Origin of the sequence: Actinoplanes sp. TFC3 (assembly GCF_001553785.1) — a bacterium.
Lineage (GTDB): Bacteria > Actinomycetota > Actinomycetes > Mycobacteriales > Micromonosporaceae > Actinoplanes.
The window spans coordinates 4819327-4843789 of the sequence record NZ_LOJP01000001.1; the positions used below are offsets into that span (position 1 = coordinate 4819327).

The window sequence follows — 24463 nt, forward strand, 5'->3', positions numbered from 1 at the left end:
GAGCCATCAGCTCCCTCGATAGGTGGTGTAGCCGTACCGGCTCAGCAGCAACGGCACGTGATGATGCCGGTCCGCGTCGGCCACGTGGAACGCGATGGTGATCTCCGGGAAGAACGCGTCCGGGCCAAGACAGGGCGCCACCGCGAAGATCAGTCGATAAGCGCCGGCCCGCCACTCGGACGGGGTGATCGCGAAGCGCAGCCGCCCGTCGCCGTCGGTGCGCCCCTGATCGATCAGCTGCCAGCCACCGGCGTCACCGCGTTCCAGCCGCACGTCCACGTCCCGCGCCGGATCGCCGGTCACGGTGTCGAGGATGTGGGTAGAGATCATGAGCCGAGCAGCCTCTCCAGCCGCAACAACGCAATCTTGCGCAGCTCATCGGCCACGATCGCGTGTTCGGCCGGCTCGTCATGGCCGAGCCGTTCCCGCGCGGCGGCCAGGATCTCGGCCTGCGACCGCCCGCTGGCGAAGATCAGGAACACGTGCCCGAAGCGCTGTTCGTAGGCCCGGTTCGCCTCGACCAGCGCGGCCCGGGTGACCTCGTCGGCGCTCGCCGCGGCCGCCGACTGCTCCCGGCGTGACCAGGCTGCTTCGTGCGAGTCGCCGGCCGCGCGCTCCCCGATTCGCGGGTGCGCGGACAACCCCTGCAGCACCTCGGCCCAGCTGAGTTGGCGCGCCGCCGAGTCCGCGGCGGCGAGCGCTGCATCCTTGGACGGGTACGGACGCCCGGCTGCGACCGCGGTTGCCCAGGCCGGCACGGCACACACGGCGAGCAGCTCTGTCAGCAGCTCACCGGTCGGCCGGGAGTTGAACGTCCGCACGCTGTGAGCGTACGGGAAAATGGGTTTCATGCTGATCGCCCTGCCGGACCTGCCCATCACAGCGGTGCTGCCGCAGGTGGCCGCGTCGCTCAAGGATCGAGGCGCCGCGGTACTGGTCGCGCCGCCCGGCACGGGCAAGACGACGGTGGTCCCGCTGGCGCTCGCCGACACCACCGAAGGACGCATCGTGGTCGCGGAACCACGCCGGGTTGCGGCCCGGGCGGCGGCCCGGCGGATGGCGTCCCTGCTCGGCCAGCAGGTGGGAGAAGACGTCGGATTTACGGTACGAGGTGAGCGCCGAGTTTCCGCCCGCACCCGCATCGAGGTGGTCACCACCGGCGTGCTCGTGCGCCGCCTGCACCGCGACCCCGACCTGTCCGGCACCGCCGCCGTCATCCTCGACGAGTGCCACGAACGCCACCTCGACACCGACCTCGCGCTCGCCTTCCTGATCGAGGTCCGCCAGGCCCTGCGCCCCGAGCTCACCCTGCTCGCCACCTCGGCCACCGCCGAATCCCAGCGCTTGTCCGCGATCCTCGGCAACGCCCCCGTCGTCGAAGCCGACGCAGCCCTGTTCCCGATCGACGTCCGCTGGTGCCCACCACCGCAACCGGTCACTCCCCCGCACGGCCTGCGCGTCGACCCCCGCCTGCTCGACCACATTGCCGCCACCGTCCGCCGCGCGCTCACCGACGGCGACGGCGACGTGCTGGCCTTCCTGCCCGGCGCCCGCGAGATCGACATCGTGGCCGGCCACCTGCGCGGCCTCGGCGTCGACGTGGTCCCCCTGCACGGCCGCCAGCCCGCCGCGGTCCAGGACGCCGCCCTCCGCCCGTCCGCATCCCGCCGGGTGGTGCTGGCCACCGCCGTGGCGGAGAGCAGCCTGACCGTCCCCGGCGTCCGGGCGGTCGTCGACGCCGGGCTGAGCCGGGTGCCCCGGATGGACCACAACCGCGGCCTCGGCACCCTGGTGACCGTCCCGGTCTCGCGCGCCGGAGCCCAGCAGCGCGCCGGACGAGCCGGTCGAGAAGCCCCCGGCCGGGTGTACCGCTGCTGGTCGGCGGCCCAGCACGAGCGGCTACCGGCCCAACCCGAACCGGAGATCGCCGCGGCCGACCTGACCGGGTTCGCGCTCGACCTGGCGCTGTGGGGCCATCCGGACGGATCCGGCCTGGCCCTGCCGGACTCCCCACCTGCCGGAGCGCTGCAGGCCGCGGTGAGCACACTGCGGGCGCTCGGGGCGGTGGATGCCGACGGACGGGTCACCGCGCGGGGACGGTCGCTGGCCGGCGCCGGACTGCACCCCCGGCTGGCCCGCGCTCTGCTCGACGGGGCCGCGGTGATGGGGGCGCAACGGGCCGCGGAGATCGTGGCCCTGCTGGATGCCGACCGCGGATCCGATGACGTGGTCGCGGCGTGGCGACGGGCTCGCGGTGAGCGCGACGGGGCCTGGCTGTCCGAGGTACGCCGGTTGAAGTCGGCGGTGTCCGCTGCCGCTCCTCCTCCGCTGCTTTCTCCGCTACCGGATGACCTTGCCGCCGGGCTGGTGGTGGGGCTGGCGTACCCCGAACGCGTGGCACGGGCGCGGGAGGCGGGATCCCGGGCGTACCTGATGGCCGGTGGCACCGCGGCCGAGCTGCACGGCGGCAGCTCGCTGGCCGGAACGACCTGGCTGGCCGTGGCCGACGCCGACCGTGCCCCCGGCGCCCGAACCGCCCGGATCCGCAGCGCCGCCCCGCTCGACGAGGACACCGCCCGCGAGGCGGCGGCCACCCTGCTCGCTACCGCCACCGAAATCGGCTGGATCGACGGCGACGTGGTGGCCCGCCGGGTCGACCGGCTCGGCGCCATCACCCTTGTCGAGCGGCGCATCACCGACCCGGACCCGAAGCTGGTGCAGGAAGCGCTGCGCGAGGGCTTACGACGGGAGGGGCTGGGGCTGTTGACCTGGTCGCGGTCGGCAGTGGAGCTTCGCCAGCGGCTGGCATTCGCGCACGCGGCGCTCGGCGAGCCGTGGCCGGATGTGTCAGATGCGGCGCTCACATCGGCCTCCTTGGTTGAGTGGCTGCCGTTGGGGCGCGCCCGGCGACGAGCCGATCTGGGTGCGATCGATGTGGCTGGGGCATTGCGGTCGCTGCTGCCGTGGCAGGTCGCGGGCCGGCTGGACGAGGTGGCCCCGGAACGCCTGCCGGTGCCGAGCGGCTCCAAGATCCGGGTCGACTACAGCGACCCGGCCGCGCCGGTGCTGGCAGTCAAACTGCAGGAGACGTTCGGCTGGCAGAACGCACCGCGCCTGGCCGAGGGCCGGGTGCCCGCACGGCTGCACCTGCTGTCACCCGCAGGCCGGCCCTTGGCGGTGACCAGCGACCTCGCGTCGTTCTGGGTGAACGTGTACCCGCAGGTGCGCGGCGAGATGCGCGGCCGATATCCGCGTCACCCATGGCCCGAGGACCCGACCGCCGCCGAGCCCACCCGGCGGCTCAACCCGCGGACGCGCTGATCGCGGCCGGTCGGCGGCGGTCACAGGTCGGCGTGGGTGACCGTGTATCCACCGTTGACGACGGGCGCAAACGGGGCGGGCGCCATGCGACCTAGTTTGTCCTTGCGCGTTCGCTGAACCTTGCTCGAAGCAGGATCAGGGCGGTGACGGCGACAGCGGCAACCCAGACCGTCGCCGTGACCAAGGCGGCGACCGGGCTCTCCGAGGGCGGTGGCACCACGGCCATGTTGAGGACCGCACCCACGGGCACGACCAGCGCAGCCAGCACCCCGGCCGGCCCCGGGCGCCGGATGAGCGCCCCGATGGCACCGAGAGGTAGTCCGAGGAGGAGGCTTTGCAGGAGCCAGAAGTGGCGCACCGAACCCCACACCGGGCCGTCGGCGAAGGCGGCCTCGAGGGAGTCGTACACGAACGTCGCGACCAGCAGCGCGACGCAACCGGCGAGCGCCCCGGCCAACAACCCGCGGTGGACCGCCCAGCCGGCGAAGACCGCGAGGGCAGCCCACGCCCACCCCGAATCCAGGATCAGGCTGACGAACTCGGCCACCTGCGCCCCGGCGCTACGATCGGCCCGCGCCAGCCACACCTCGTTCATCATCACCGGCACGTCATTGGCCACCGCCGCCACGACGGCCAAGGCCACGCCGCTGCCGACGGCGATCGCAGCTCCCGTGAAAGCCCCCCGCAACGCTGGCACGAGGCCACAGTAGACGACCAGCGCTTCCGGGCCGCCGACGCAGGCCGGCCTCACAGTCCGGTTCGCCAATCCTCACACCCGACAGGGCATCCTAGGAGGCTAGGCAACGAAAGTCAGGGCCCTTGAGGTGGGCGCCAGCGAGCAGAAGTCCCCGCCGGAGATCGAGATGAGGAACCGGCAGACCCGCCGCCGGCAGGAACAGCCGCAGCATCGGAAGGAGCAGGCCCGCCGCCAGAAGGAGAGGGCGCCCGGCCGGAAGTAGCCGCGCCACCCCTATCCGGTCCCGGCTGCGCGGGCACAACCTCCACCAGCCGATGCACCGCCCGCGGCTGCCCGAACAGATACCCCTGCCCCAGCTTGCATCCCAGCCCAGCCAAGTCCACCGCCCGCTCCCGCGTCTCAATCCCCTCGGCGATCACCGCGACCCCCATATCGGCGCAAATGGTCAACACCGACCGGCACAAGGCTCCCGCCCGCTCGGGCGCTACGTCCACATCGGTCAGGGACGAGTCCAGTTTGACGATGTCGATGGGTAGGGAGTGCAGCTGGGCAAGGGCGTTGTAGCCGCTGCCGAAGTCGTCGAGGGCTACCCGTACCCCGTGGCGGCGCAGGGTTTCGGTGACCTCGACCGCGCGGGACAGGTCGGGGATGCGCTTGGTTTCGGTGATCTCGACTACCAGGCGGGATGCTGGTACGTCGTGGCGGTGCAACGCCGCCAGCACGCCCTGCGCCAGTCCGTGCTGACCCAAGCGGGCGGCCGAGACGTTGACGTGCACGTCGATCGGGCGCCCGTAGGTGGCGGCCAGCGCTGCGGCGTCGGAGCAGGCCCGGTCCAGGACGAAGTCGTCGATGGCGGCTACCAGGCCGGCGCGTTCGGCCACGGTGACGAACACCTCGGGATCGACCGGGCCGGCGATGGGGTCGTTCCAGCGGGCCAGGGCCTCCACCGCCAGAACCGTTTCGTCCGCTAGATGGACGATCGGCTGGTAGTGGACCTCGAAGCCGTAGTCGGCCGGGGACCCGGCCAGGGCACGCATCAGCAGGTGCGGCAGGTCGGCGTTGGGGCCACCGTCCGCACTCCCGGCGTAGCGGACCAGGGCGTTCTTACCGCGGCGTTTGCTGGCGTACATGGCGGCGTCGGCGCGGCGCAGCAGGATATCGGCGGAGAGGTCGCGTTCGCCCAGGTGGGGGCGGACCAGACCGAGGCTGGCGCTGATGGCGACGGTGTGGCCGTCCAGTTCGAACGGTGCGCGCAGGGCGGCGAGCATGGCCTCGGCGATCGGGTCGGCCTCGCCGGCGCGGTGTTCGAGCAGCACGGCGAATTCGTCGCCGCCCAGACGGGCCACCAGGTCGGCAGGGCCTACGCAGGTGCGCAGGCGGTCGGCGATGGCGCGCAGCAGGCGGTCGCCGATGGCGTGGCCGAAGCTGTCGTTGATGAGCTTGAAGTCGTCGAGATCTGCGAAGATCAAAGCTACCGGAAGGCCCTGATAACGGTACGAATCCAGCGCCAGCGCCAGCCGTTCGCGGAACAGCGCCCGGTTGGCCAGCCCGGTCAGCGGATCATGGTAGGCCTGGTGGTGCAGCCGCTCCTGACCCTCGGACACCCGCGCCAGCAACACGGTGTTGTCGACGATGGTGAACATCTGCCGGGCCACGACCAGGCCCAACCCCAGCCACCCCAGATACGCCTCGTACGACGTCAGCTGCCCGCCCGCCCCGGTGCGCACCGCGATCACAATCCCGGTCGCCACCACCGGCACGTACGGCAGGATCAGGTGCAGCCAGTCGGCTTCGAGTTTGTCCACGGCGGGCGGCGCGGCGGTGCCCGGGTTGGTCAGCGCAGCCACGGCGAGCAGGGCCGGGCCGAGCAGATAGCCCGTGGCCTGCAGCGGGGTGAGCGTGCCGGTGCTCAGGGTCAGCAGCCGTACCGTATCGGAGCAGCCAAGCGCGACCAGACCCGCCACGGCCAGCATCAGCGTGGCCCGCGCCGGGCGCCACGTCGGCCGGGATGCCAGCACCAGCAACGCCATCACGATCAGGACCAGGTCGGCGACCGGGTAGGCCGCGGCCACCCCGGCGGCCCAGGGGCTCTCCCCCACCTCGCGAAAAACCCTGTGCGGCAGGGCCGACCAGGCCAGCGCGACCAGCGAGCCGGTGATCAGCACGCTGTCGATGACCAGCACGACCCGGTCGCGGGGCAGCGACGCACGCACCGGCCGGGGCAGGGCGGCCGACATCGCGAGCAGGGCCAGGAACACGCACACCGGCAGGATCAGGAACCCGAAGTCGGCCGGGCCCACCCCCGTGGCGCGGCCCGGGTCGAGCACGTCGCGCGCGACCCACCACAACCGGGCCAGCGTCCAACCGGTCAGCCCGAAGCCGAGCAGGGTGCGCCAGCGCGATCGCAGGCCGCGGTGCTCGCGCGCGGCGGTGAGGCAGACGAACGCGGCGAGCGCCCCGGCGGCCAGCTGGGCGGCGTCGTTGTAGAGCCGCTGGCCGGAGCCGGCCGGGATGGCCAGCGCGCCGACGAGCGTCACGACGACCGCGCCGGTGACGGCGAGCACCAGCGTGAGCGGCGTGCGGGCGCCCACCCGCAGCGCGGTTCCCGTCAAGCGAATCACCACCCGCGCACCAGCAGAGGAATGGGAGCGACCGCAGTAACGTACCGCAGTCCCGGGCCCTGCCAGCACCCCGCGCCGCTCACCGGCGGACCATCAGCCTCGCAGGCTCAGATCGGCGACAATCACCGTGATGTTGTCGGGTCCGCCGCCCTGCAGCGCGAGGTCGACCAGGCGTTCGGCGCACGTCTGCGCGTCGGGGCAGGTGAGCAGCTCCGCCTCGATGCGCTCGGCGGGCACCGGGCCGGTCAGCCCGTCGCTGCACAGCAGCCAGCGGTCGCCTTCCTCGGGTTCCACGATTACGTACGACGGGCTGACCGGTTCACCCTGCAGCGCCTGGGTGACCACCGCCCGCCGCGGATGCCCGGCCGCCTCCTCGGGCCGGATCAGGCCCTGGTCGACGAGCATCTGTACGTACGTGTCGTCCTTGGTCAGCTGGTTGAGCCGGCCGTCGCGCAGCAGGTAGGCCCGGCTGTCGCCGACGTGGGCCAGGGCCGCCCGGTCGCCCGAGAAGATCACGGCCGTCAGCGTGGTGCCCATGCCCTGCAGCGCCGCGTCGCCCTGCACGGTCTCGGCGATCCGGCCGTTTGCCACCTCGAGCGCCTTGTGCAGCGCGTCCATCTGATGGTCGTTGTCGATCGGCACGTCGAGCGAGGCCATGGCCTCCACGGCGATGCGGCTCGCCACGTCCCCGGCGGCCATGCCACCCATGCCGTCGGCGACAACCAGCAGCCGGTCGCCGGCGTAATGACAGTCCTGGTTGTTGCTTCGCACGTGGCCTCTATCGGTGACGGCCGCCCACCGCAGGTGCAAGGTCATGGCGTGCAGCCTGCCAGGTCGGCTCCACCGTGTCTGCACGCGGTCGGCGGCGCGCCGCAACAAAGCCCGTTCACCTGCGTAAATTGGATGATCACCGGCCCACCCCCTTGGTTGTCGTCGGCTCCAGCGCCCGCCCGAGGCAGCGCGGATCCACCTCGCCGGTCACCGGCCGGGTCGGGGCGGCCCATTCGAGTGCGGACTCGTCGACCGCCCAGCCCCGTACGGTGATCCGGCTGTGCTGTGCCCGCACGGGTTCGGGGCACAAGGTCTTGGAGCGTACTTGGGCGTTGGGGATGAACACCACGTCGCCACCACGCTGCAGCACGGTGGTGGCGGTGTCATCGACGGTGACGAGCTGTCCTCGTACCACTCGGATGCCTGCCCCGTCGTCGATTTCCACGGCGCTGTTGGGCAGCACCGGCGCTCGCAGGAACAGCGCCCCCACCACGATCGGAGCGGCCAGGGTGGCCAGAACCGCGGGCCAGTGGGTGGCCAGCCGGGCGGCACGCGGGGGCACCGGACCGGTCAGCAACCAGCCCAGCAGCGGCGGCACGACCAGCAGCAGTGCGGTGCTCGTCTCGCCGGCGGACAGGGCCACCCGGATGCCCGGCCACACCCAGATCAGCTCGACCACACCGAGCGCGATCGGTACGGCCAGGGTGGCCACCACCAGCATCCGCCGCTCGCCCGGGAAGCGCTGCACCGCGGTCAGCCCGAGGATCGCGACCACCAGCATGAGCAGCGCCGGCAGCATCCGCATCTGCCAGGTGAACCCGGCCAGGCCCACGGCCAGCACCACCACCCAGTCGGGCATCCGCAATGCGGTCAGACCCAGCAGCGAACGGCGGGCCGCTTCGTTCGGGTCGGGCGAGCTGACCAGCAGAATGCCGCCGAGGGTACGCAGCACGAGCACGATTGCCGGAATGATCCCGATCAGCGCGATGATCAGGGCACTGATCATGCCGAGCGGGCTGACGTACTGCACGAGCAGCAGCATCGTGGGCAGGTCCTGCCGGCTCAGGTACCACAGCCGCAGCACGAGCAGCACCAGCGGGAAGGCAGGCAGCGCGGTCAGCAGCCAGTTGAGCTGGGCGCGGCGCAACCGGGGGCGGCGGTCGATCACCTCAACGCTCATGGGGTCAGGTCCTCCCACGGCAGCTCGCGGACATCGGGCCGCTTGGTGACCGGCTGCTGCGGGCGGGCCAGCGGGGTCAGCGGTTTACCCGGCGCGCTGGTCTGCAACGGTGCCTCGGGGATGAAGTTCCTGGCGTACGCGGTCTCCCAGCGGTTGTCCTTGGGATCGGTGCAGGAGCGGTACAGCGTCACGTTCACCAGGTCCCGCAACGCCTCGTTGGCACCCACGCTGACCCCCCACGGCTCGGTTCTGTCGTCGCCGAGGTCCCAGTGGTCGTACTTGGCCGGGTGCAGGAACTTGTAGCCACCCAGGATCGCCGCATCGGTGCTGACCGCGTCGACATCAGCTTTGTCGAGCAACTGAAAACATTCAGAGACACGATTTCGCCGTACGAGCTCAGCGCCGGACTTTTCGGCAGTGGTGGCACTGGTCGAGGCGGACAGCGTGCACACCGTCTTGCCGGCGAACTCCTCCAGGCTGGCCACCGGCGGATGGCCGTGCAAGGTGATCACCGACTGCTCGGTGTGCAGGTACGACTCGGAGAACATCACGTTGGGCATGTCCTCGCGCTCCTTGGTGATGCTGTAGCTCGCGATCACCAGCTTGACCGGCACCGGGTTCTGCTCGAGGTCGGTGGCCTCCATCCGGGACCGGTCCTCGCTCTCGATGCCGTAGAACCGCACCTCGTCGCGGCGGAACCCGAGATCCTCGGCGATCATGTACGCGATGTCGATGTCGAAACCGCTCCACGTACCGTACTCCGGGTCGCGGTAGGCCACCCCCGGCTGATCGTCCTTGACCCCGATGGGCAGCGTGGTCCACTCGTCGATCCCGGCGCTGCGGCGCAGATCCTCGATGGACGGCGGCCCGAGGTGGAACAGCCGCACCCAGGAGAAGGCGAGCACCAGCACCAGCACCACTCCGATGCCCGCGAGCCGCCACGGCGCCAGCGAGGCACCGAACGAGCGCACGGTCTGCTCGGGCAGGGTGAACGTACGCCTCAGACCCTCCAGTGCCCGCTCCCCCCGCCGCGCGCGGGGACCACTGCCCAGCGGAAGCTGCCGGCGCGGCCGCGGTGGCCGGCGGATCACGACTTTACGAACGTGCATGGGCCTCCCGTCCATGATCGACCCGGTGTCGCCATCATCATGGTGGCGCATGGGTGCGACAGGAAGGGGTACCCGCGGCGCATGAAGGTCGCACGGGCTCTGGTGATCGCCGGCGTGGTGGGGGCCGCCGGCGTCCGCATCGCGCGCTCACGCCATCAGCGGTCGCTGCATCCCGACGGCCGCTCGTTCACCGGCTGCCTGGAGATCTTCGGCGGGGGCGCCCCCATCGGCGCCAACCTGCTGGACCGGCCGGCCCGGCACCCGGTGACGGTACGGGTCTCCAAGGGCGGCGGCACCCCACCGGGCTGGCCCGACGTGCTGGGCGTGGCGCTGCGGGTGCACGGCCCGGTCGCCGGTCGCCGCACCGATCTGCTGTTCTCCACCGCCGGTCAGCACCGGTTGACCAGGCACCTGCCGGCCCCGCGGCGCTCCTTCGACACCAGGTACGGCACGATCACCGGTTACCGGACGGGCTCGGGGCAGAAGTTGTACCTGGCCGTCACGTGCGATCCGGAAAGCGCGAGCCTTGGACGTACCCTCGAATCGGTCGTCACGGCGGCCGCCGACGACGGCGCGCGACTGCTGCTCAAGGATGGCACCGGCCGGGTGTTCGGCCGCGTGATCTTCGGCGACCTGCTCACCGGGGCCACCGACGCGGCACTCGGCTTCAACCCCGCCAACGCCCCGGCCGACCTGCACCCCACGGGGTTGATCCACGCCACCCGAGCCCCGGCCTACCGCCTGAGCCAGCGCTGGCGCCACCAGCACCCGCCGGCCGGGTAGGGCGAGAGCGGACGGTAGCCGGTGCCGTGACGTCGGGATCTCGCAGTCACGGCACCGGCGCTACGTCAGCGGGCGTACACCACCACGGCGGTTTCGGCGGGCAGCTCGACGCGGTCGCGTTGCAGGACCACGCCCGGTTCGGTGGCCAGCAGCACCTTGCTCGGCACCGCCTTCAGGCTCACCGTTTGCGGGACAGCGGCGAGGTTGGCGGCCACCAGGCAGCGGCCGCGGCGCATCACCACGTACTGGTCGCCGTGCCAGACCTCGACCTTGTCCAGGCGGGGGTCGGTCAGGTCGGTGTGCTCGCGGCGCAGCGTGATCAGCCGCTTGTAGAGATCGAGGATCTCCGCGTGACCCGGCTTGCCCAGCTCGGACCAGTCCAGTTTGGAGCGCTGGAAGGTGGCCGGATCCTGCGGGTCGGGCACCTCGGTCTCGGCCCAGCCGTGCGAGGCGAACTCGCGGCGGCGCCCGGTTTGCACCGCTTCGGCCAGTTCGGGTTCCGGGTGACTGGTGAAGAACTGCCACGGGTTGCTGGCCGCCCACTCCTCGCCCATGAACAGCATCGGCGTGAAGGGCGAGGTCAGCAGCAGCGTCGCGCCGATCTTCAGCAGGCCCGGGGACAGGGTCGCGGACAGCCGGTCGCCGATAGCCCGGTTACCGATCTGGTCATGATTCTGCAGGTACGCCACAAAGCGGTGACCCGGCACCCGGGTCCGGTCGACCGGGCGCCCGTGGTTGCGGCGACGGAAGCTCGACCAGGTTCCGGCGTGGAAAAACGCGCTGGTCAGCACCGTCTCCAGGCATTCCAGCGAGCCGAAGTCGCCGTAGTAGCCCTGCCGTTCCCCGGTCAGCAGCGTGTGCAGCGCGTGGTGCACGTCGTCGGCCCACTGCGCGTCCAGGCCGTATCCGGTGGCCGCACGCGGCGTGATGAGCTTGGGATCGTTGAGATCCGACTCGGCGATCAGCGCCAGCGGGCGGCCCACATGCACCGACAGGCTATCCACCTCGACGGCCATCTGCTCAAGCAGGTGCACGGCATTGTGGTCGACCAGCGCGTGCACGGCGTCCAGGCGCAGCGCGTCCACGTGGTAGTCGCGCAGCCAGGAGAGCACGCTGTCGATGATGTAGCGGCGCACCTCCTCGGACTCGGGGCCGTCGAGGTTCACCGAGTCGCCCCACGGGTTGGCGCCGGCCGAGCTGAGGTAGGGCGCGAACATGGGGGCGTACGCGCCGCTGGGGCCGAAGTGGTTGTAGACCACGTCCAGCACCACACCGAGCCCGCGCTGGTGGCAGGCGTCGACAAAGCGCTTCAACCCGTCCGGGCCGCCGTACGCCTCGTGCGGGGCGAACCAGCAGACGCCGTCATAGCCCCAGTTGTACTCGCCGTTGAACGAGTTGACCGGCAGCAGCTCCACCATGTCGATGCCGAGCTCGACGAGGTGGTCCAGGCGCTCGACGGCGGCGTCGAAGGTGCCTTGCGGGGTGAAGGTGCCGACGTGCAGCTCGTAGAGGACGGAGCCCGGTAGCTGACGGCCGGTCCAGGCACCGTCGGACCAGGGGTAGGCCGCGTGGTCGTACACCCGGCTGGGGCCGTGCACCCCGTCAGGCTGCCACTTGGACCGCGGGTCAGGAAGGGGACTGTCGTGTTCTGTCAGAACGTACGAGTAGTCGGTGCCGGGGCCGGCGTCGGGCACGTCGAGGCGCCACCACCCGTCATCCCCGCGTTCCATGTCCCGATCAGTCCCGTCGATCCGCAGCTTGACGGTCTTCTCGGGAACCCACACCTCAAAGACGGTCACTGTGACTCCTTCACCAGCAAGGCGACCGGGTACGTGTGCAGCAAGTCGGCCACCGCAAGGCGATCTCCGCCGAAGCTGGTGCCCGTGAAGACTTCCGTCCACGTGTTGCCGTCAAGTGACAGGGTGGTGTCGTGCCAGCCGCCGTGACGTGACAATCCGACCGGCAGCCGGGTGGCCAGCGCCACCACGCCGCCGCGGTCGTAGGCCAGCACGTGCTCGGCCACCCGGCCGCTGGCGAACAGCGGCTTGTAGGAGGCGAACAGCTCCGGGCGTTGCCGGCGCAGGCGCAGGATGCGGCTGGTCACCAGCAGCTTGGCGGCACCGCTGTCATCGATCGGCGGCTGCCACCCGTCGTCGAGTCGGTTGAGCAGCTCGCGGCGCAGCGCGAAGTCCACCGGGCGGCGGTTGTCCGGGTCGACCAGCGAGAAGTCCCACAGCTCGGTGCCCTGGTAGACGTCGGGGACGCCGGGCATGGTGAGCTGCACCAGCTTCTGGCCCAGCGAGTTCGACCAGCCGGGGCCGGTGATCGACTCGACGAACCCGGTGATCTCCGCGTTGAGCGCCGGGTCGTCGTACATCTTGTCGACCATCTCGCGCAGCGCGGTCTCGAAGTTCTCGTTCGGGCTGGTCCAGCTCGTGCCGACCGCGCCTTCCCGGGCGGCCTTCAACGCGTACGCCTGCAGCCGCTCGCGCTCCAGCGGCCACGCACCCACGGCGGCCTGCCAGATCAGGTGGGCCAGTGCCGGGTCGGGCAGCGGGTTGATCCGCACCCAGCGGCGCACCACCTCGGTCCAGTCACCGGGCAGCTCGGAGAGCACGGTGAGCCGGGCCCGTACGTCCTCGCTGCGCTTGGTGTCATGGGTCGACAGTGACGTCATGCCCTCGGGCCAGCGCCGCTGCCGCTCGGTGGTGCTGTCGTGGAACTCGTCGGTGGTGACGCCGAACTTCGCCGGGTCGTTGCCCACCTCGTTGCGCGCGGTGAACCGGGTGTAGCGGTAGAACGCGGTGTCCTCCACGCCCTTGGCCATCACCGCACCGGTGTACTGCTGGAACCGCACCGCCAGCTCGTCGCCGGAGTTGCGCAGCCGCGCGGTGAGCTGGTCGAGCGCCGGGATCAGCCCGGGGCGGCGCCGACCGGCCTCGGCCCTCGCCTTGGCCAGGTGCCGCGAGCCGAACGGCAGGTACGAGCGGTAGACCGGGAAGCACGCGGCCAGCTCGGCCAGGCCCCGCTCAGCGGCCTCGATCTCGGGAGCGAGGCGGGCCATGCGGGCCAGCTCGGCGGCCAGTTGCGTGGTGGCCAGGTGGTACTTGCAGTCGTGGACCAGGTTCTGCCAGCTCGTGTCGCCGCCGGTCAGGTGGTGGTCGAGGGTGTCGAAGAAGCGCTCGGTGGTCGAGTCCACGAACACCCCGCCGACCTCGGCGAGCGCGTCGTAGCCGGTGGTGCCGGCGACCGGCCAGTCCGGCATCTCCTCGCCGGGTTCGAGGATCTTCTCCACCACGAGCCACGCGTCCGGGGCAGCCTCGTGCAACCGGCGCAGATACTCCCCGGGGTCACGCAGTCCGTCCGGGTGGTCGACGCGCAGACCCTGCACGGCGCCCTCGGCGTACCACCGCAGGAATTCCTTGTGGGTGGCCTCGAAGACCTCGGGGTCCTCGACGCGCAACCCGGCCAGGTCGACGATCGCGAAGAACCGGCGGTAGGTCAGCTCGGCGTCGCCGCGGGTCCAGTTGACCAGCTCGTAGTGCTGCCGGTCGTGCACCTCGCGGGCGCTGCCCTCACCGGTGCCCTCGGCGATCGGATAGCGCTTGTCGTAGTAGTGCAGCTCGCCGTCCTCAACGCGCAGCTCGTCCAGCGCGTCGGGGTCGTCGGCCAGCACCGGGATCAGCACCCGGCCGCGGTCCCAGTCGATGTCGTAGAACTTCGCGTACGCCGAGTCCTTGCCGTTCTTGAGCACGTCCCACCAGGTCGGGTTTGCGGCCGGCACGGCCACCCCCGCGTGGTTCGGCACGATGTCGACGACCAGGCCGAGCCCGGCGGCATCGAGGGCGGCCTTGAGCGCGACCCGGCCCTCCTCCCCGCCCAGCGCCGGCGAGACCTGGCTGTGGTCCACCACGTCGTAGCCGTGCTCGGAGCCGGGTGCGGCGGTGAGCAGCGGCGCGGTGTAGAGGTGGCTGACCCCGAGGTCGGCCAGGTAGTCGGCCAGCTCGGCGGTGGCCTTGAGCGGGAATTCGGGGCGGATCTGGACGCGGTAGGTACCAGATGGATGCATCAAACCGTCCTGTCCAACACGATGAGCGAGCGGTCGGGCACGAGGATCTTGGAAGCCGCCTTCACCACGGTGGGGCGCTCCGGCGATGGTTCGGCCGTCTCGATGACCTTTTCCCACTTCTCGCCGTATTCAGACGGTGGCGTGACGAACTCGATCGGGGCATCGTGGGCGTTGAAGAACAGCAGGAACGAGCTGTCCACGTGACGCTGACCGTACTGGCCGCGCTCACGGATGCCCTCGCCGTTGACGAACAGCGCTACCGCCCGGCCGAAGTCGTTACCCCAGTCGTCGCCGGCCATCTGGCGCCCGTCGGGGGTGAACCATTCCAGGTCGGGCAGCGGGTCGCCGCCGCCGCGCGCGGTGACCGGCAGGCCGGTGAAGAAGCGCCGCCGCTGGAACACCTGGTGGCGGTGGCGGAACGCGGTCAGCTTGCGGGTGAACTCCAGCAGCGTCTCGTCGGCGTTCTCCCAGTCGATCCAGCTGATCTCGTCGTCCTGGCAGTACGCGTTGTTGTTGCCCTGCTGGGTTCGGCCCAGCTCGTCGCCGTGCGAGATCATCGGCACGCCCTGGCTGAGCATCAGCGTGGCCAGGAAGTTGCGCCGCTGCTTGGCCCGCAGCTCCAGCACCGCCCGGTCGTCGGTCGGGCCCTCGACGCCGCAGTTCCAGGACCGGTTGTGGCTCTCGCCGTCGCGGTTCTCCTCGCCGTTGGCCTCGTTGTGCTTGTCGTTGTAGCTGACCAGGTCGTTGAGCGTGAACCCGTCGTGCGCGGTGACGAAGTTGATCGAGTGGAACGGCTTGCGGCCGTCGTCCTGGTACAGGTCGGCCGAGCCGGTGATGCGGCTGGCAAACTCGGCCAGGGTAGCCGGCTCCCCGCGCCAGAAGTCACGCACGATGTCGCGGTACTTGCCGTTCCATTCCGTCCAGTTGGGCGGGAAGTTGCCGACCTGGTAGCCGCCCGGGCCGACGTCCCACGGCTCGGCGATCAGCTTGACCTGCCCGACCACCGGGTCCTGCTGGACCACCTCGAAGAAGGTACTCAGCCGGTCCACGTCGTAGAACTCGCGGGCCAGGGTGGATGCCAGGTCGAAGCGGAAGCCGTCGACGTGCATCTCGGTGACCCAGTAGCGCAGCGAGTCCATGATCAGCTGCAGGCTCTGCGGGCTGCGCACGTTGAGGCTGTTGCCGGTGCCGGTGTAGTCCATGTAGAAGTTCGGCTGGTCCTCGACGAGCCGGTAGTACGTGCGGTTGTCGATGCCCTTGAGGCTCATCGTCGGCCCGAGGTGGTTGCCCTCGGCGGTGTGGTTGTAGACCACGTCGAGGATGACTTCCATGCCGGCCGCGTGCAGCGCCTTGACCATGCCGCGGAACTCCTGGGTCTGCTGGCCCAGCGCACCCATCGCCGAGTAGCCGTGGTAGGGCGCGAAGAAGCCCAGCGTGTTGTAGCCCCAGTAGTTGCGCAGGCCCAGGTCGGCGAGGCGGTTGTCGTGCACGAACTGGTGCACCGGCATCAGCTCGACCGCGGTCACCCCCAGCTTGGCCAGGTGCTCGATGACCGCCGGGTGCCCGATCGCCGCGTACGTGCCGCGCATGTCCTTGGGCACCTCGGGGTGCCGCTCGGTCAGCCCCTTGACGTGGGTTTCGTAGATCACCGAGTGGTGGTACGGGATGTCCGGGCGCCGGTCGTTGCCCCAGTCGAAGTACGGGTTGACGACCACGCCCTTGGCCATGTGCGGCGCGCTGTCCAGGTCGGACATCGAATCGGGGTTGTCGAAGTCGTACGCGTACAGCGACGGGTGCCAGTCGATGTCCGAGTCCACCGCACGCGCGTACGGGTCGAGCAGCAGCTTGTGCGGATTGCACCGCAACCCGCGCGACGGGTCGTAGGGCCCGTAGACGCGATAGCCGTACCGCTGGCCGGGTTCCACACCCGGCAGGTAGGCGTGCCAGACGAACGCGTCCTGCTCGTGCAGCTGAACCTTGCGCTCGTTGCCGGACGCGTCGAACAGGCACAGCTCCACGGCCTCGGCGACCTCGGAGAAGATCGCGAAGTTGGTGCCCGTCCCGTCGTACGTTGCGCCCAGCGGATACCGGTGACCCGGCCACACCTGCATCTGTTTGCTCCCACCCTTGACCGTCGGTGCCCGCAGCCGCGAGGCGTCGCCGCGAGCGGGGCACCGTTTCCCCGCTTCGCCCGGCGTTAATCCTTGCGCGGCGCGTCCACGGTCATTCTCACCGATGCAGCCCCCGAGGGTGGCACGAGGCTCGCTTACCCACTGGAATGGGTTATATGCCCTGGGTGATGTAGGGGCGGTCACCTCAGAAGGGAGGTTTGATTTCGGGCGTTTCGAGCAACCAGGAAGCGTGCCGTCACGTGATCAAAGACAGTCATGACCCAGCCGATCATGGCTGGTCCCCAGACCTGCGGGTCGCCGGCCACGGATGGCGGCGGCGAGCATGAACGGCTGGTCGCGCACACCGCGATCATGTGGCGCGAGCACCTCGACGTGCCGCTGACCGCCCGCGAGGCCGTTCTCGCGCCGGCCGACCTGGAAGGCTCACCAGCATGAAGGCACTCATCCTCGGTGGCGGCGGCATCACCGGCATCGTCTGGGAACTCGGCCTGCTGGCCGGTCTGCGCCGCCTCGGCATCGAGCTGGGCGAAGCCGACCTGATCGTGGGCACCTCGGCCGGCGCGTTCGTGGGGGCCCTGCTGGCCACCGGCGCCGACCTGGACGAGGCCATCGCCACCGCCGCGGAGATCGAGATCGAACTGTCCCCGCGCATCGACCCGGGCCTGATGGCCGAGGGGTTCAGCCTGCTCACCGCGGGCAACCTCTCCCCCACCCAGCTGCGCGCCCGGCTCGGCACGCTGGCCCGGCGCGCCCCGGTCGGCGACGAAGGCCCGCACATCGCCCGCTTCGCCGACCACCTGCCGGTGCACACCTGGCCGGCCAGCCCCCGATTGGTGGTCACCACCGTCGACACCGAAACCGGCGAGCGGGTCGCCTGGGATGCCAGTGCGCAGGTCCCCCTGCCCTCGGCTGTGGCGGCGAGTTGCGCCCTGCCCGGGGTGTTCCCCCCGGTCCACCTCGCCGGCAGCTACCACATGGACGGCGGCGTGCACGCGGTCGTCAACGCGGACCTCGCCGCGGGGGCCGACGCGGCGATCGTGCTGGCCCCCAGCGGAGGCGGCATGCTGCGCGCCACCCCGCAGGCCGAACTGGCCGAGCTGAACGCCCCCCGGTCGCTGCTGCTGACGCCGGACTCAACCGCCCGCGCAGCCCTGGGCGGCAACGTCCTCGACCCGGGCCGGCGCGCCCACGGCCTGGCCGCCGGCATCGAACAAGCCAAGGCCGTCGCCGAATCCGTCAAGGCGACCTGGTCATGACGGTGCCGGCTTGCCGATGGCGTCCAGGCCGCAGGTGCGCACGTCAGGTCCCCAGCAGCTCGTCCACGTAGCACCACTTCCACTTCTCATCCGGCTCGTACGAACGCATCACCGGGTGCCCGGTCTGCTCGAAGTGCGCGGACATGTGGCGCCGCGGTGAGGAATCGCAGCAGCCCACATAGCCGCAGTCGAGGCACATCCGCAGGTGCACCCAGTCGTCGAAGCCCATCGGCACGCACTCGGGGCAACCGCCCTGGTACGGCGCCTGCGGGGTTGGTTCGGTGGCTTCCTTGAGGTGCTGGCAGGTCAATCGTCGCTCCGGGTCAGCTGGGATTCTTCCAAGTCGAGTTCACGCTGGGCGCGGGTGAGCACTTCTTCGGAGATCCGGCCCTCATTGCGAGCGATCTTGAAGATGTGCCGTTCCGCGGTAATCATTTCCCGCCTCAGCCTGCCGTATGCCGCCGACGGGGTCTCCTGCTCCTGGTTGCCGAGCCGCTCCCAGGCGTTGTTGGACCGGCTGTCGGTCAGCGCCCGCAGCCGCTCGACCACCGACAGCGGCGCACCGTCGGCATGCTTCTCCAGCCGTTCCCGCGCGGCCCGGCTGGCGGCGTGCTGGACGTTGGCCTCGGCGAGCGCATCCTCGGTGCTGGTGTCCTCGGTCACGCCGAGGCGCCGGGCCACCATCGGCAGCGAGGTGCCCTGGATCAGCAGGCTCAGCACGATGATTGCGAACGCCACGAAGACGAACAGCTCGCGCGGGTAGTCGTTGCCTCGGAACGTGTCGTTGGGCGGCAAGGTGAGCGCTGCGGCCAGGGTGACGACACCACGCATGCCGGCCCAGGCGATCACCGTGGGATGGGTGATCGGGGGCCGGTCCTCGCGGGCGCGGATCCGGGGCATCAGCCGGGCCAGGTAGGTGGCGGGATACATCCACAGGAACCGTACGGCCACCAGCACCAGGAACACCACGAGCGTCACCCGTACGGTCGTGGCCCAGCCCACCTCGATGTTCTCGATCAGCTCGCGCAACTGCAGTCCGACCAGCAGGAACACGACACCTTCGAGCAGGAAGTTGACCAGCCGCCAGACCGCTTCCATCTGCAGCCGCGACTCCGCCGACAACAGGTACGGAATGCGGTGGCCCAGGTAGAGCCCGGCCACCACCACCGCGACCACGCTCGACGACTTCAACTCCTCCGCGATGATCACCACCACGAACGGGGTGAGCAGCGACACCGCGTCGTCCAGCAGCGGGTCGGTGATCTTCTTGTGCAGCCACGCGGCGCCCACCGCGGCGATCAGGCCGAGCAGCACACCGGCCCCGGCCTTGAGCGCCACCTCGCCGGTGATCTCCCAGAACCCGACCGCCGAGCCGAGCAGCGCGCTGACCGCGATGCGCACGGTGACCAGCGCTGTCGCATCGTTGAGCAGGCTCTCGCCCTCCAGGATGACCACGATCCGCCGGGGCAGCCCGATGCGCCGGGCGATCGCGGTGGCCGACACCGCATCGGGCGGGGCCACCACCGCGCCGAGCGCCACGCAGGCGGCCAGCGGCACGTCGGGCAGCAGGGCGTGCAGGACGAAACCGATGACGAACGCGGTGAGCATCACCAGGCCGACGGCGAGCAGCAGGATCGGCCGGATCGCGGCGCGGAAAGCGACCAGGTTGGTCTGCAGCGCGGCCACGTACAGCAGCGGGGGCAGGATGCCGATCAGCACGAGCTCCGGCTCGAGGTGCACCGCGGGAACGCCGGGCACGTACGACAGTCCGAGACCGGCCACCAGCAGCACGAGGGGGGCGATGAAGCCGAGCCGGCGGGCGAGGGCCGCGCCGAGCACGGAGATCGCCACCACCACGACCGTCTCGACAATGCTTTCCATGCCGCAGAGCTTAGGGGGATGCACCGCCTCAGCCGTATGGCGGCAACCACGTAAGCCGTCAACGCCAGCGGAAATAGGCCGTTCTACTCAGGCACCAGGGGGGTCTTACGGGAGAAGCTTGCGCCCATGACCTTGATCGTTGAGCGGGTGGGCATCACCGCGGTGGCCAGTTCGCTGCCCGCGCAGGAGGTGACCACCGCCGAGCTGCAGCAGCGGGTGGCCGCCGCGAGCGGGCTCCCGCTGCCCCCGGCGATGATGACCCGCGCCACCGGCATCGAACGGCGCCGCATCGCCGGCCCCGAGGAGTACGCCTCCGATCTGGCCGTCACCGCGGCCCGCCGGGCGCTCGCCGCGGCCGGGCTCGACCCGCTCGACCTCGATCTGCTGGTGTTCGCCTCGGCCACCCGGGACATGATCGAACCGGCCACCGCCCACGTGGTGCAGGCCGAGCTGGGCAGCCGGGCCCACGCGCTGGACGTCACGAATGCCTGCAACAGCTTCCTCAACGGCATCGACCTGGCCCGGGCGATGATCCTGGCCGGGCGCGCCGGGCGGGCGCTCGTGGTCACCGGCGAAACCCCGACCCGGGCGATGCGGCCGCGCTTGGACGGCATGGTGCAGGCCCGCAGCGCGCTGGCCGGCTACACGTTCGGCGACGCGGGCGCGGCGGTGCTGCTCGAGCCGGTCCCCAGCGGCGGCATCCTCGACGTGGACAGCGAGACCCACTCCGAGCACTGGGCGGTCGGGGGCATCTTCGGCGGCGGTTCCCGGCATCCGCGCGGTGACGAGCACACCTATTTCACCGGCGACGGGACCCGGCTGCGCGGGGTGTTCGAGAAGATCGGGCCGGGGTTGCTGGAGCGGGTGGCGTACCGGACCGGGTTCGGATGGGACGACTACGCGGCCGTGCTGGTCCACCAGGTGACCATGCCGTACCTGCGGCGCTTCACCGAGATCGCCGGGGTGCCCGAGGACAAGCTGGTGATCACCGTGCCCGAGCTGGGCAACATCGCCAGCGCCACGATCGGCGTGCAGCTCGACCGCGTCCAGCCACGGCTCAACCCCGGCGACCGGGTGCTGATGGTCGGGCTCGGCGGCGGCGTCTCGCTGATGACGATGGTGTGGGAGGTGCCGTCATGACCGAGCTGTGGGTGATCGTGCCCGCCTACAACGAAGCCGCCCGCATCGGGCAGACCCTGGCGGCGCTGGCGGTTCAGACCGACCGGGCGTTCGAGCTGCTCGTGGTGGACAACGGCTCGTCCGACGACACCGCCGCGATCGCCCGCGCCTTCACCGCGGCGTTTCCGGTGCACGTGCTGAGCGAGCCGGAGAAGGGCGTGGGGTGCGCCGTGGACTCGGGCTTTCGCTACGCGATCGCGCGGGGTGCGACCTTGCTGGCTCGTACGGACGCAGACTGCCTGCCCCGGCCGGGCTGGCTCGCCGCGGCTCGATCCGGGCTGACCGGCGGCGCCGGGCTGATGTGCGGGCGGATCACCGCGCGCCGCGACGAGCACGGGATCGCCGGGCGGGCGTTGTTCCGGGTGCTGGTGGCGCTCGCCGCCGGGTTCGGCCGGCTGCGCCCGGCCCACCGCTCCGGGCAGTTCCTGGCGCCCTACCGCATGCACGCGGGCAACAACATGGCGATCACCGCCGAGCTCTACCTGGCCTGCGGGGGCATGCCCCGGCGGCCCTCGCCCACCGATCGGACCTTCCTCAACCGGGTGCGCCGCACCACCCGGGCGATCCGGCACAGCCGGCACATGGTGGTGGAGAATTCGACCCGGCGGCTCAGCGCGTACGGCATCGCCGGCACGGCCAAGTGGTACCTCGACCGCGGCAGTGGCTCACTCACGGTGGACCCCCGATGATCGGCTCCCTGATCGCGGCGCTGCAGCCCGACGACGATCAAGCGGCGATCATCGGCCGCCGCGGGGTCGCCACGCGCGGCGACATCGAACGGCTGCTGAGCGGTTACGCGGCCGCGCTGCACGCCGAGGGCCTGACCGCTGGGGACACCGTCGGGCTGGCCATCCGGCCGGGGGCGCGGTCGCTGGCCGTGCTGCTGGCGGCGTACCACTTGGGCCTGCGCATCGCCGTGCTGGACCCGACCGCCGGCCCGGACGTGCTGCTGGCCCGCCTGCGCCTCGCCGAGCCCCGGCTGGTGCTCGCCGACGCCGCCGCACAAGCCGTCGCCGGATGGGCCGCTCCCCTGGCCCGCCGCGCCCGGCTCGCCCTGCCCGAGCTGAGCGCGCTCGCCCCGGTGGCCACCATCGGCCGCCGCCTGCCCGGCACCGCCCCCGTGCTCGCGCCGCTCCCAGGCCCGCGTCCGGCGGGCTACGACGGCGACGGCGACGCGGTGATCGTGTTCACCTCCGGCACCACCAGCCGTCCCCGCGCGGTGGTGCACACCCGCGCCAGCCTGGAAGCCGGCATGCGCACCGTGCACGACCTGGTCGCACCGCGGCCCGGCCGGCCCGTGCTGGGCGGCACGTTCTTCGTGCTCGTGCCTTCGCTGGCCGGCGGCGCCCCGGTCGCCCTGTCCACCCGGTCGCTGAGCAAGCTGCGGCCGCAGGCCACCTATCTGACCCCGCCGCAGCTACGCGCCGAGCTGGCCGCCGGCACCCGCTTCACCGGCCGGGTCTACAGCGGATCCGCCCCGGTCAGCGCCACGCTGCTCAACCGGGTCCGCCGGGCCGGCGCCGACCAGGCGTTCGGGGTGTACGCGCTCACCGAGGTGTTCCCCGCCGCCGTTGTCGAAGCCACCGCCAAGAACGCGCACACCGGCGGCGGCGACCTGGCCGGTGACCTGCTGCCCGGGGTGCGGGCCCGGATCGACGACGCCGGTCAGGTGCTGCTGGCCGGCCCCAACGCCGCGGATCGCTACCTCGGCGAGCAACCCCATGAGTGGATCGAGACCGGTGACATCGGACGGTTGGCGGGCTCCCGGCTCGTGCTCGGCGGCCGGGCCAAGGACATGATCCTGCGCGGCGCCGAGAACATCTACCCCGGCCTGTACGAGCCGTCCCTGCACGTGCCCGGCGTCGAGCTGGCGGTGCTGGTCGGCGTGCCCGCGGACGACGGCGACGAGCGCGTGGTCGCGGTCGTGCAGCCGTCCGCCGGCACGTCGCCGGAGCAGGTCCGGGCGGCGTTGCGCGAGCCGCTGAGCCGGATGGGGTCGGCCCGCCCGGACGCCGTCGTGGTCGCGGACGTGCCGCTGGCCGGGCGTTCGCGCAAGCCCGATCGCGCGGCGGCCACCCGGTTGGCGGCGGCATCATGAGAGACCTGGCCGTCGTGGTGCCGGCTTACAACGAAGAAAAACTCCTCGCCGGTACGCTCACCGCGCTCGCCGCCCAGTCCGACGCGGACTTCACCCTGGTCGTCGTGGACAACGCCTCCACCGATGGCACGGCGCGCATCGCCGCTGGTTTCCCCGGCGACGTCGAGGTGATCGGTGAGCCGTTGCCCGGCGCGGGCACGGCGGCTGACACGGGTTTCCGGCATGCGATCCGGGGCGGGGCGGGCAAGCTTCTTCGTACCGATGCCGATTGCCTGCCCGATCCCAGCTGGGTCGCCACCGGCCGCAAGCTGCTCGACTCCGCTGATCTGGTCTGCGGCCGCAGCCTCCCGCGCGCCGACGAGCACCCCTCCTGGTTCCAGCGCGCCGGCTATCCCCTGACAATGCGGCTGCTCGCCCGCGCCGGCCGGCTCTTGCACCGCAGTCCCTCCGCCCGGGCCCCGTTCGTGCTGATCCACGGCCACAACCTCGCCATCACCGCCGAGCTGTACCTGCGCTGCGGCGGCACCGCCCGCGAGGACCTGCGCGACGGTTCCGAGGACGTCACCCTGCTCAACCGGGCCCGCCAGCACACCGAGCGGATCATCCGCGCTGAGGAGTTCGTCGTGCAGGCCAGCCTGCGCCGCCTGCGCGCCTGGGGCCCCCTCCGGACGCTGCTGTGGAGCTGGAACCGCCGATATGTCCCCCCGTCGTCCGAGGAGGTGCACATCCGATGAGAGGCCGCACCCGCGACCGCCGCGTCTACCTGGCCAGCCATCCCGTGCTGTTCGCGCTGCTCGCGGCCACCCGGCACCGCCCCGTACTCCGGCTCGGCAGGACCCTGCTGGTGCACGACCGCGACGCCTACGTAGCCGCGCTCACCACCGTTCCCCTGGACCGCACCGCCCCCGGCACCACCGGCGGCGCCGCGGGCCGGCTGACCGGCGGCAGCCTGCTGTTCGACCAGCAAGGCACCGCCCACCGCCAGACCCGCCGCGACGCTGCGAGCAGGATCGACGTGGCTCGCCTCCGCCCGATCTGGACCGGCATCTTCAGCCGCCGTCTGCAACCCCTGGCCGAGGATGAGGAGGTGGACCTGGTCCCCCTGGTCGCCGAAGCCGCCGGCGCCACCGCCGCCGCCCTGCTCAACGTGCCGGCCGACCCCCTGACCCTGGCCACCCACGCCACCACAGCCGCAGCCACCGCCGCCCGCGCCCACCTCCCCGGCTGGCACAGCACCCGAACCCCCCGCCGCGCCACCGATGCCGCAGCCCGCCTGTCGGCCTTGCTGTCGCGCGACGGTGATGGCGACGGCCTGGCCACCATGCTCGCGGTAGCAGCCATAACCACGACGATCGCCGCTCTCCCC

The 24463-nt window shown here is 71.3% G+C and carries 20 protein-coding genes and 1 pseudogene; 9 read left to right on the forward strand and 12 right to left on the reverse strand.

The features are described from left to right. Nucleotides 1–6: 6 nt before the first annotated feature. Complete coding sequence (uraH, locus tag TFC3_RS21810) at nucleotides 7–330, reverse strand: hydroxyisourate hydrolase (RefSeq protein WP_067503013.1); 324 nt, start codon at nucleotides 328–330, stop codon at nucleotides 7–9. Continuing rightward, nucleotides 327–821 (reverse strand): 2-oxo-4-hydroxy-4-carboxy-5-ureidoimidazoline decarboxylase, encoded by a 495-nt coding sequence (gene uraD / locus TFC3_RS21815; RefSeq protein WP_236718246.1) that lies wholly within the window; start codon nucleotides 819–821, stop codon nucleotides 327–329. The genes uraH and uraD overlap by 4 nt, the downstream gene beginning before the upstream one ends. 28 nt (nucleotides 822–849) lie before the next feature. On the opposite strand from uraD, the gene hrpB reads away from it, so the two are divergent. Next, nucleotides 850–3321 (forward strand): ATP-dependent helicase HrpB, encoded by a 2472-nt coding sequence (gene hrpB, locus TFC3_RS21820; RefSeq protein ID WP_067503019.1) that lies wholly within the window; start codon nucleotides 850–852, stop codon nucleotides 3319–3321. Nucleotides 3322–3412: 91 nt separating this feature from the next. Here hrpB and TFC3_RS38175 read toward each other — a convergent pair whose 3' ends face one another. The 5 genes from TFC3_RS38175 to TFC3_RS21845 all read right to left on the reverse strand — a co-directional run bounded on the left by TFC3_RS38175 (nucleotide 3413) and on the right by TFC3_RS21845 (nucleotide 9699). Beyond that, entirely contained in the window at nucleotides 3413–4018 is a 606-nt protein-coding gene (locus TFC3_RS38175; RefSeq protein WP_161952653.1) for a hypothetical protein, read from the reverse strand. Between the two features lie 113 nt (nucleotides 4019–4131). Then, on the reverse strand, nucleotides 4132–6630 hold the full coding sequence (locus tag TFC3_RS21830; RefSeq protein WP_236718247.1) for a bifunctional diguanylate cyclase/phosphodiesterase: 2499 nt from the start codon (nucleotides 6628–6630) through the stop codon (nucleotides 4132–4134). 102 nt (nucleotides 6631–6732) lie between these two features. Continuing rightward, a complete protein-coding gene (locus TFC3_RS21835) occupies nucleotides 6733–7455 on the reverse strand; it encodes a PP2C family serine/threonine-protein phosphatase (protein WP_067503024.1) in 723 nt (240 codons plus the stop codon). Between the two features lie 91 nt (nucleotides 7456–7546). Further along, entirely contained in the window at nucleotides 7547–8590 is a 1044-nt protein-coding gene (locus TFC3_RS21840) for a hypothetical protein (RefSeq protein WP_067503027.1), read from the reverse strand. Continuing rightward, nucleotides 8587–9699 carry a transporter substrate-binding domain-containing protein gene (locus TFC3_RS21845; protein ID WP_082772215.1) on the reverse strand — a complete coding sequence of 371 codons (1113 nt, stop codon included), beginning with the start codon at nucleotides 9697–9699 and terminating at the stop codon, nucleotides 8587–8589. Before TFC3_RS21845 ends, TFC3_RS21840 begins: the two co-directional genes overlap by 4 nt. A gap of 81 nt (nucleotides 9700–9780) precedes the next feature. Here TFC3_RS21845 and TFC3_RS21850 point away from each other — a divergent pair, with 81 nt between their 5' ends. Beyond that, nucleotides 9781–10482 (forward strand): hypothetical protein, encoded by a 702-nt coding sequence (locus TFC3_RS21850; RefSeq protein WP_067503030.1) that lies wholly within the window; start codon nucleotides 9781–9783, stop codon nucleotides 10480–10482. Nucleotides 10483–10547: 65 nt separating this feature from the next. Here the strand turns inward: TFC3_RS21850 and treZ are convergent, their stop codons facing one another. Genes treZ through glgX form a run of 3 tightly spaced genes read right to left on the reverse strand, consistent with a single transcriptional unit; the run spans nucleotide 10548 to nucleotide 16662 of the window. Beyond that, on the reverse strand, nucleotides 10548–12281 hold the full coding sequence (gene treZ / locus TFC3_RS21855) for a malto-oligosyltrehalose trehalohydrolase (protein WP_067503033.1): 1734 nt from the start codon (nucleotides 12279–12281) through the stop codon (nucleotides 10548–10550). Beyond that, complete coding sequence (gene treY, locus TFC3_RS21860) at nucleotides 12278–14551, reverse strand: malto-oligosyltrehalose synthase (protein ID WP_067503036.1); 2274 nt, start codon at nucleotides 14549–14551, stop codon at nucleotides 12278–12280. Before treY ends, treZ begins: the two co-directional genes overlap by 4 nt. Further along, nucleotides 14551–16662 (reverse strand): glycogen debranching protein GlgX, encoded by a 2112-nt coding sequence (gene glgX, locus TFC3_RS21865; RefSeq protein ID WP_067503039.1) that lies wholly within the window; start codon nucleotides 16660–16662, stop codon nucleotides 14551–14553. The genes treY and glgX overlap by 1 nt, the downstream gene beginning before the upstream one ends. Before the next feature lie 276 nt (nucleotides 16663–16938). On the opposite strand from glgX, the gene TFC3_RS21870 reads away from it, so the two are divergent. Together TFC3_RS21870 and TFC3_RS21875 are read left to right on the forward strand one after the other, a co-directional pair. Beyond that, nucleotides 16939–17118 (forward strand): hypothetical protein, encoded by a 180-nt coding sequence (locus tag TFC3_RS21870; RefSeq protein WP_067503042.1) that lies wholly within the window; start codon nucleotides 16939–16941, stop codon nucleotides 17116–17118. Continuing rightward, a complete protein-coding gene (locus TFC3_RS21875; protein WP_067503046.1) occupies nucleotides 17115–17939 on the forward strand; it encodes a patatin-like phospholipase family protein in 825 nt (274 codons plus the stop codon). Before TFC3_RS21870 ends, TFC3_RS21875 begins: the two co-directional genes overlap by 4 nt. A 43-nt stretch (nucleotides 17940–17982) precedes the next feature. Here TFC3_RS21875 and TFC3_RS21880 read toward each other — a convergent pair whose 3' ends face one another. Together TFC3_RS21880 and TFC3_RS21885 are read right to left on the reverse strand one after the other, a co-directional pair. Then, nucleotides 17983–18249, reverse strand: coding sequence for a UBP-type zinc finger domain-containing protein (locus TFC3_RS21880; RefSeq protein WP_067503048.1), 267 nt, complete (start codon nucleotides 18247–18249; stop codon nucleotides 17983–17985). Further along, nucleotides 18246–19820 carry a Na+/H+ antiporter gene (locus TFC3_RS21885; RefSeq protein ID WP_067503051.1) on the reverse strand — a complete coding sequence of 525 codons (1575 nt, stop codon included), beginning with the start codon at nucleotides 19818–19820 and terminating at the stop codon, nucleotides 18246–18248. The genes TFC3_RS21880 and TFC3_RS21885 overlap by 4 nt, the downstream gene beginning before the upstream one ends. Before the next feature lie 126 nt (nucleotides 19821–19946). On the opposite strand from TFC3_RS21885, the gene TFC3_RS21890 reads away from it, so the two are divergent. The 5 genes and pseudogenes from TFC3_RS21890 to TFC3_RS38180 form a co-directional block, all read left to right on the forward strand. Beyond that, a complete protein-coding gene (locus TFC3_RS21890; RefSeq protein WP_067503053.1) occupies nucleotides 19947–20960 on the forward strand; it encodes a 3-oxoacyl-ACP synthase III family protein in 1014 nt (337 codons plus the stop codon). Continuing rightward, nucleotides 20957–21688 carry a glycosyltransferase family A protein gene (locus TFC3_RS21895; protein ID WP_067503055.1) on the forward strand — a complete coding sequence of 244 codons (732 nt, stop codon included), beginning with the start codon at nucleotides 20957–20959 and terminating at the stop codon, nucleotides 21686–21688. The genes TFC3_RS21890 and TFC3_RS21895 overlap by 4 nt, the downstream gene beginning before the upstream one ends. Continuing rightward, the gene (locus TFC3_RS21900; protein WP_067503058.1) at nucleotides 21685–23097 is read left to right on the forward strand and encodes a class I adenylate-forming enzyme family protein; all 1413 of its coding nucleotides are present in this window, start codon (nucleotides 21685–21687) and stop codon (nucleotides 23095–23097) included. Before TFC3_RS21895 ends, TFC3_RS21900 begins: the two co-directional genes overlap by 4 nt. Continuing rightward, nucleotides 23094–23831, forward strand: coding sequence for a glycosyltransferase family 2 protein (locus TFC3_RS21905; RefSeq protein ID WP_067503061.1), 738 nt, complete (start codon nucleotides 23094–23096; stop codon nucleotides 23829–23831). The genes TFC3_RS21900 and TFC3_RS21905 overlap by 4 nt, the downstream gene beginning before the upstream one ends. After that, nucleotides 23828–24463, forward strand: a pseudogene (locus TFC3_RS38180) (cytochrome P450); the annotation flags it as partial. The gene TFC3_RS21905 and the pseudogene TFC3_RS38180, both read left to right, overlap by 4 nt.

Excerpts from the sequence above, each read along its gene's own strand:
- uraH (WP_067503013.1), bottom strand. The coding sequence starts at position 330 with ATGATCTCTACCCACATCCTCGACACCGTGACCGGCGATCCGGCGCGG.
- hrpB (WP_067503019.1), top strand. The coding sequence starts at position 850 with ATGCTGATCGCCCTGCCGGACCTGCCCATCACAGCGGTGCTGCCGCAG.
- TFC3_RS21835 (WP_067503024.1), bottom strand. The coding sequence starts at position 7,455 with ATGACCTTGCACCTGCGGTGGGCGGCCGTCACCGATAGAGGCCACGTG.
- TFC3_RS21840 (WP_067503027.1), bottom strand. The coding sequence starts at position 8,590 with ATGAGCGTTGAGGTGATCGACCGCCGCCCCCGGTTGCGCCGCGCCCAG.
- TFC3_RS21845 (WP_082772215.1), bottom strand. The coding sequence starts at position 9,699 with ATGCACGTTCGTAAAGTCGTGATCCGCCGGCCACCGCGGCCGCGCCGG.
- TFC3_RS21850 (WP_067503030.1), top strand. The coding sequence starts at position 9,781 with ATGAAGGTCGCACGGGCTCTGGTGATCGCCGGCGTGGTGGGGGCCGCC.
- treY (WP_067503036.1), bottom strand. The coding sequence starts at position 14,551 with ATGCATCCATCTGGTACCTACCGCGTCCAGATCCGCCCCGAATTCCCG.
- glgX (WP_067503039.1), bottom strand. The coding sequence starts at position 16,662 with ATGCAGGTGTGGCCGGGTCACCGGTATCCGCTGGGCGCAACGTACGAC.
- TFC3_RS21870 (WP_067503042.1), top strand. The coding sequence starts at position 16,939 with ATGACCCAGCCGATCATGGCTGGTCCCCAGACCTGCGGGTCGCCGGCC.
- TFC3_RS21875 (WP_067503046.1), top strand. The coding sequence starts at position 17,115 with ATGAAGGCACTCATCCTCGGTGGCGGCGGCATCACCGGCATCGTCTGG.
- TFC3_RS21885 (WP_067503051.1), bottom strand. The coding sequence starts at position 19,820 with ATGGAAAGCATTGTCGAGACGGTCGTGGTGGTGGCGATCTCCGTGCTC.
- TFC3_RS21890 (WP_067503053.1), top strand. The coding sequence starts at position 19,947 with ATGACCTTGATCGTTGAGCGGGTGGGCATCACCGCGGTGGCCAGTTCG.
- TFC3_RS21895 (WP_067503055.1), top strand. The coding sequence starts at position 20,957 with ATGACCGAGCTGTGGGTGATCGTGCCCGCCTACAACGAAGCCGCCCGC.
- TFC3_RS21900 (WP_067503058.1), top strand. The coding sequence starts at position 21,685 with ATGATCGGCTCCCTGATCGCGGCGCTGCAGCCCGACGACGATCAAGCG.
- TFC3_RS21905 (WP_067503061.1), top strand. The coding sequence starts at position 23,094 with ATGAGAGACCTGGCCGTCGTGGTGCCGGCTTACAACGAAGAAAAACTC.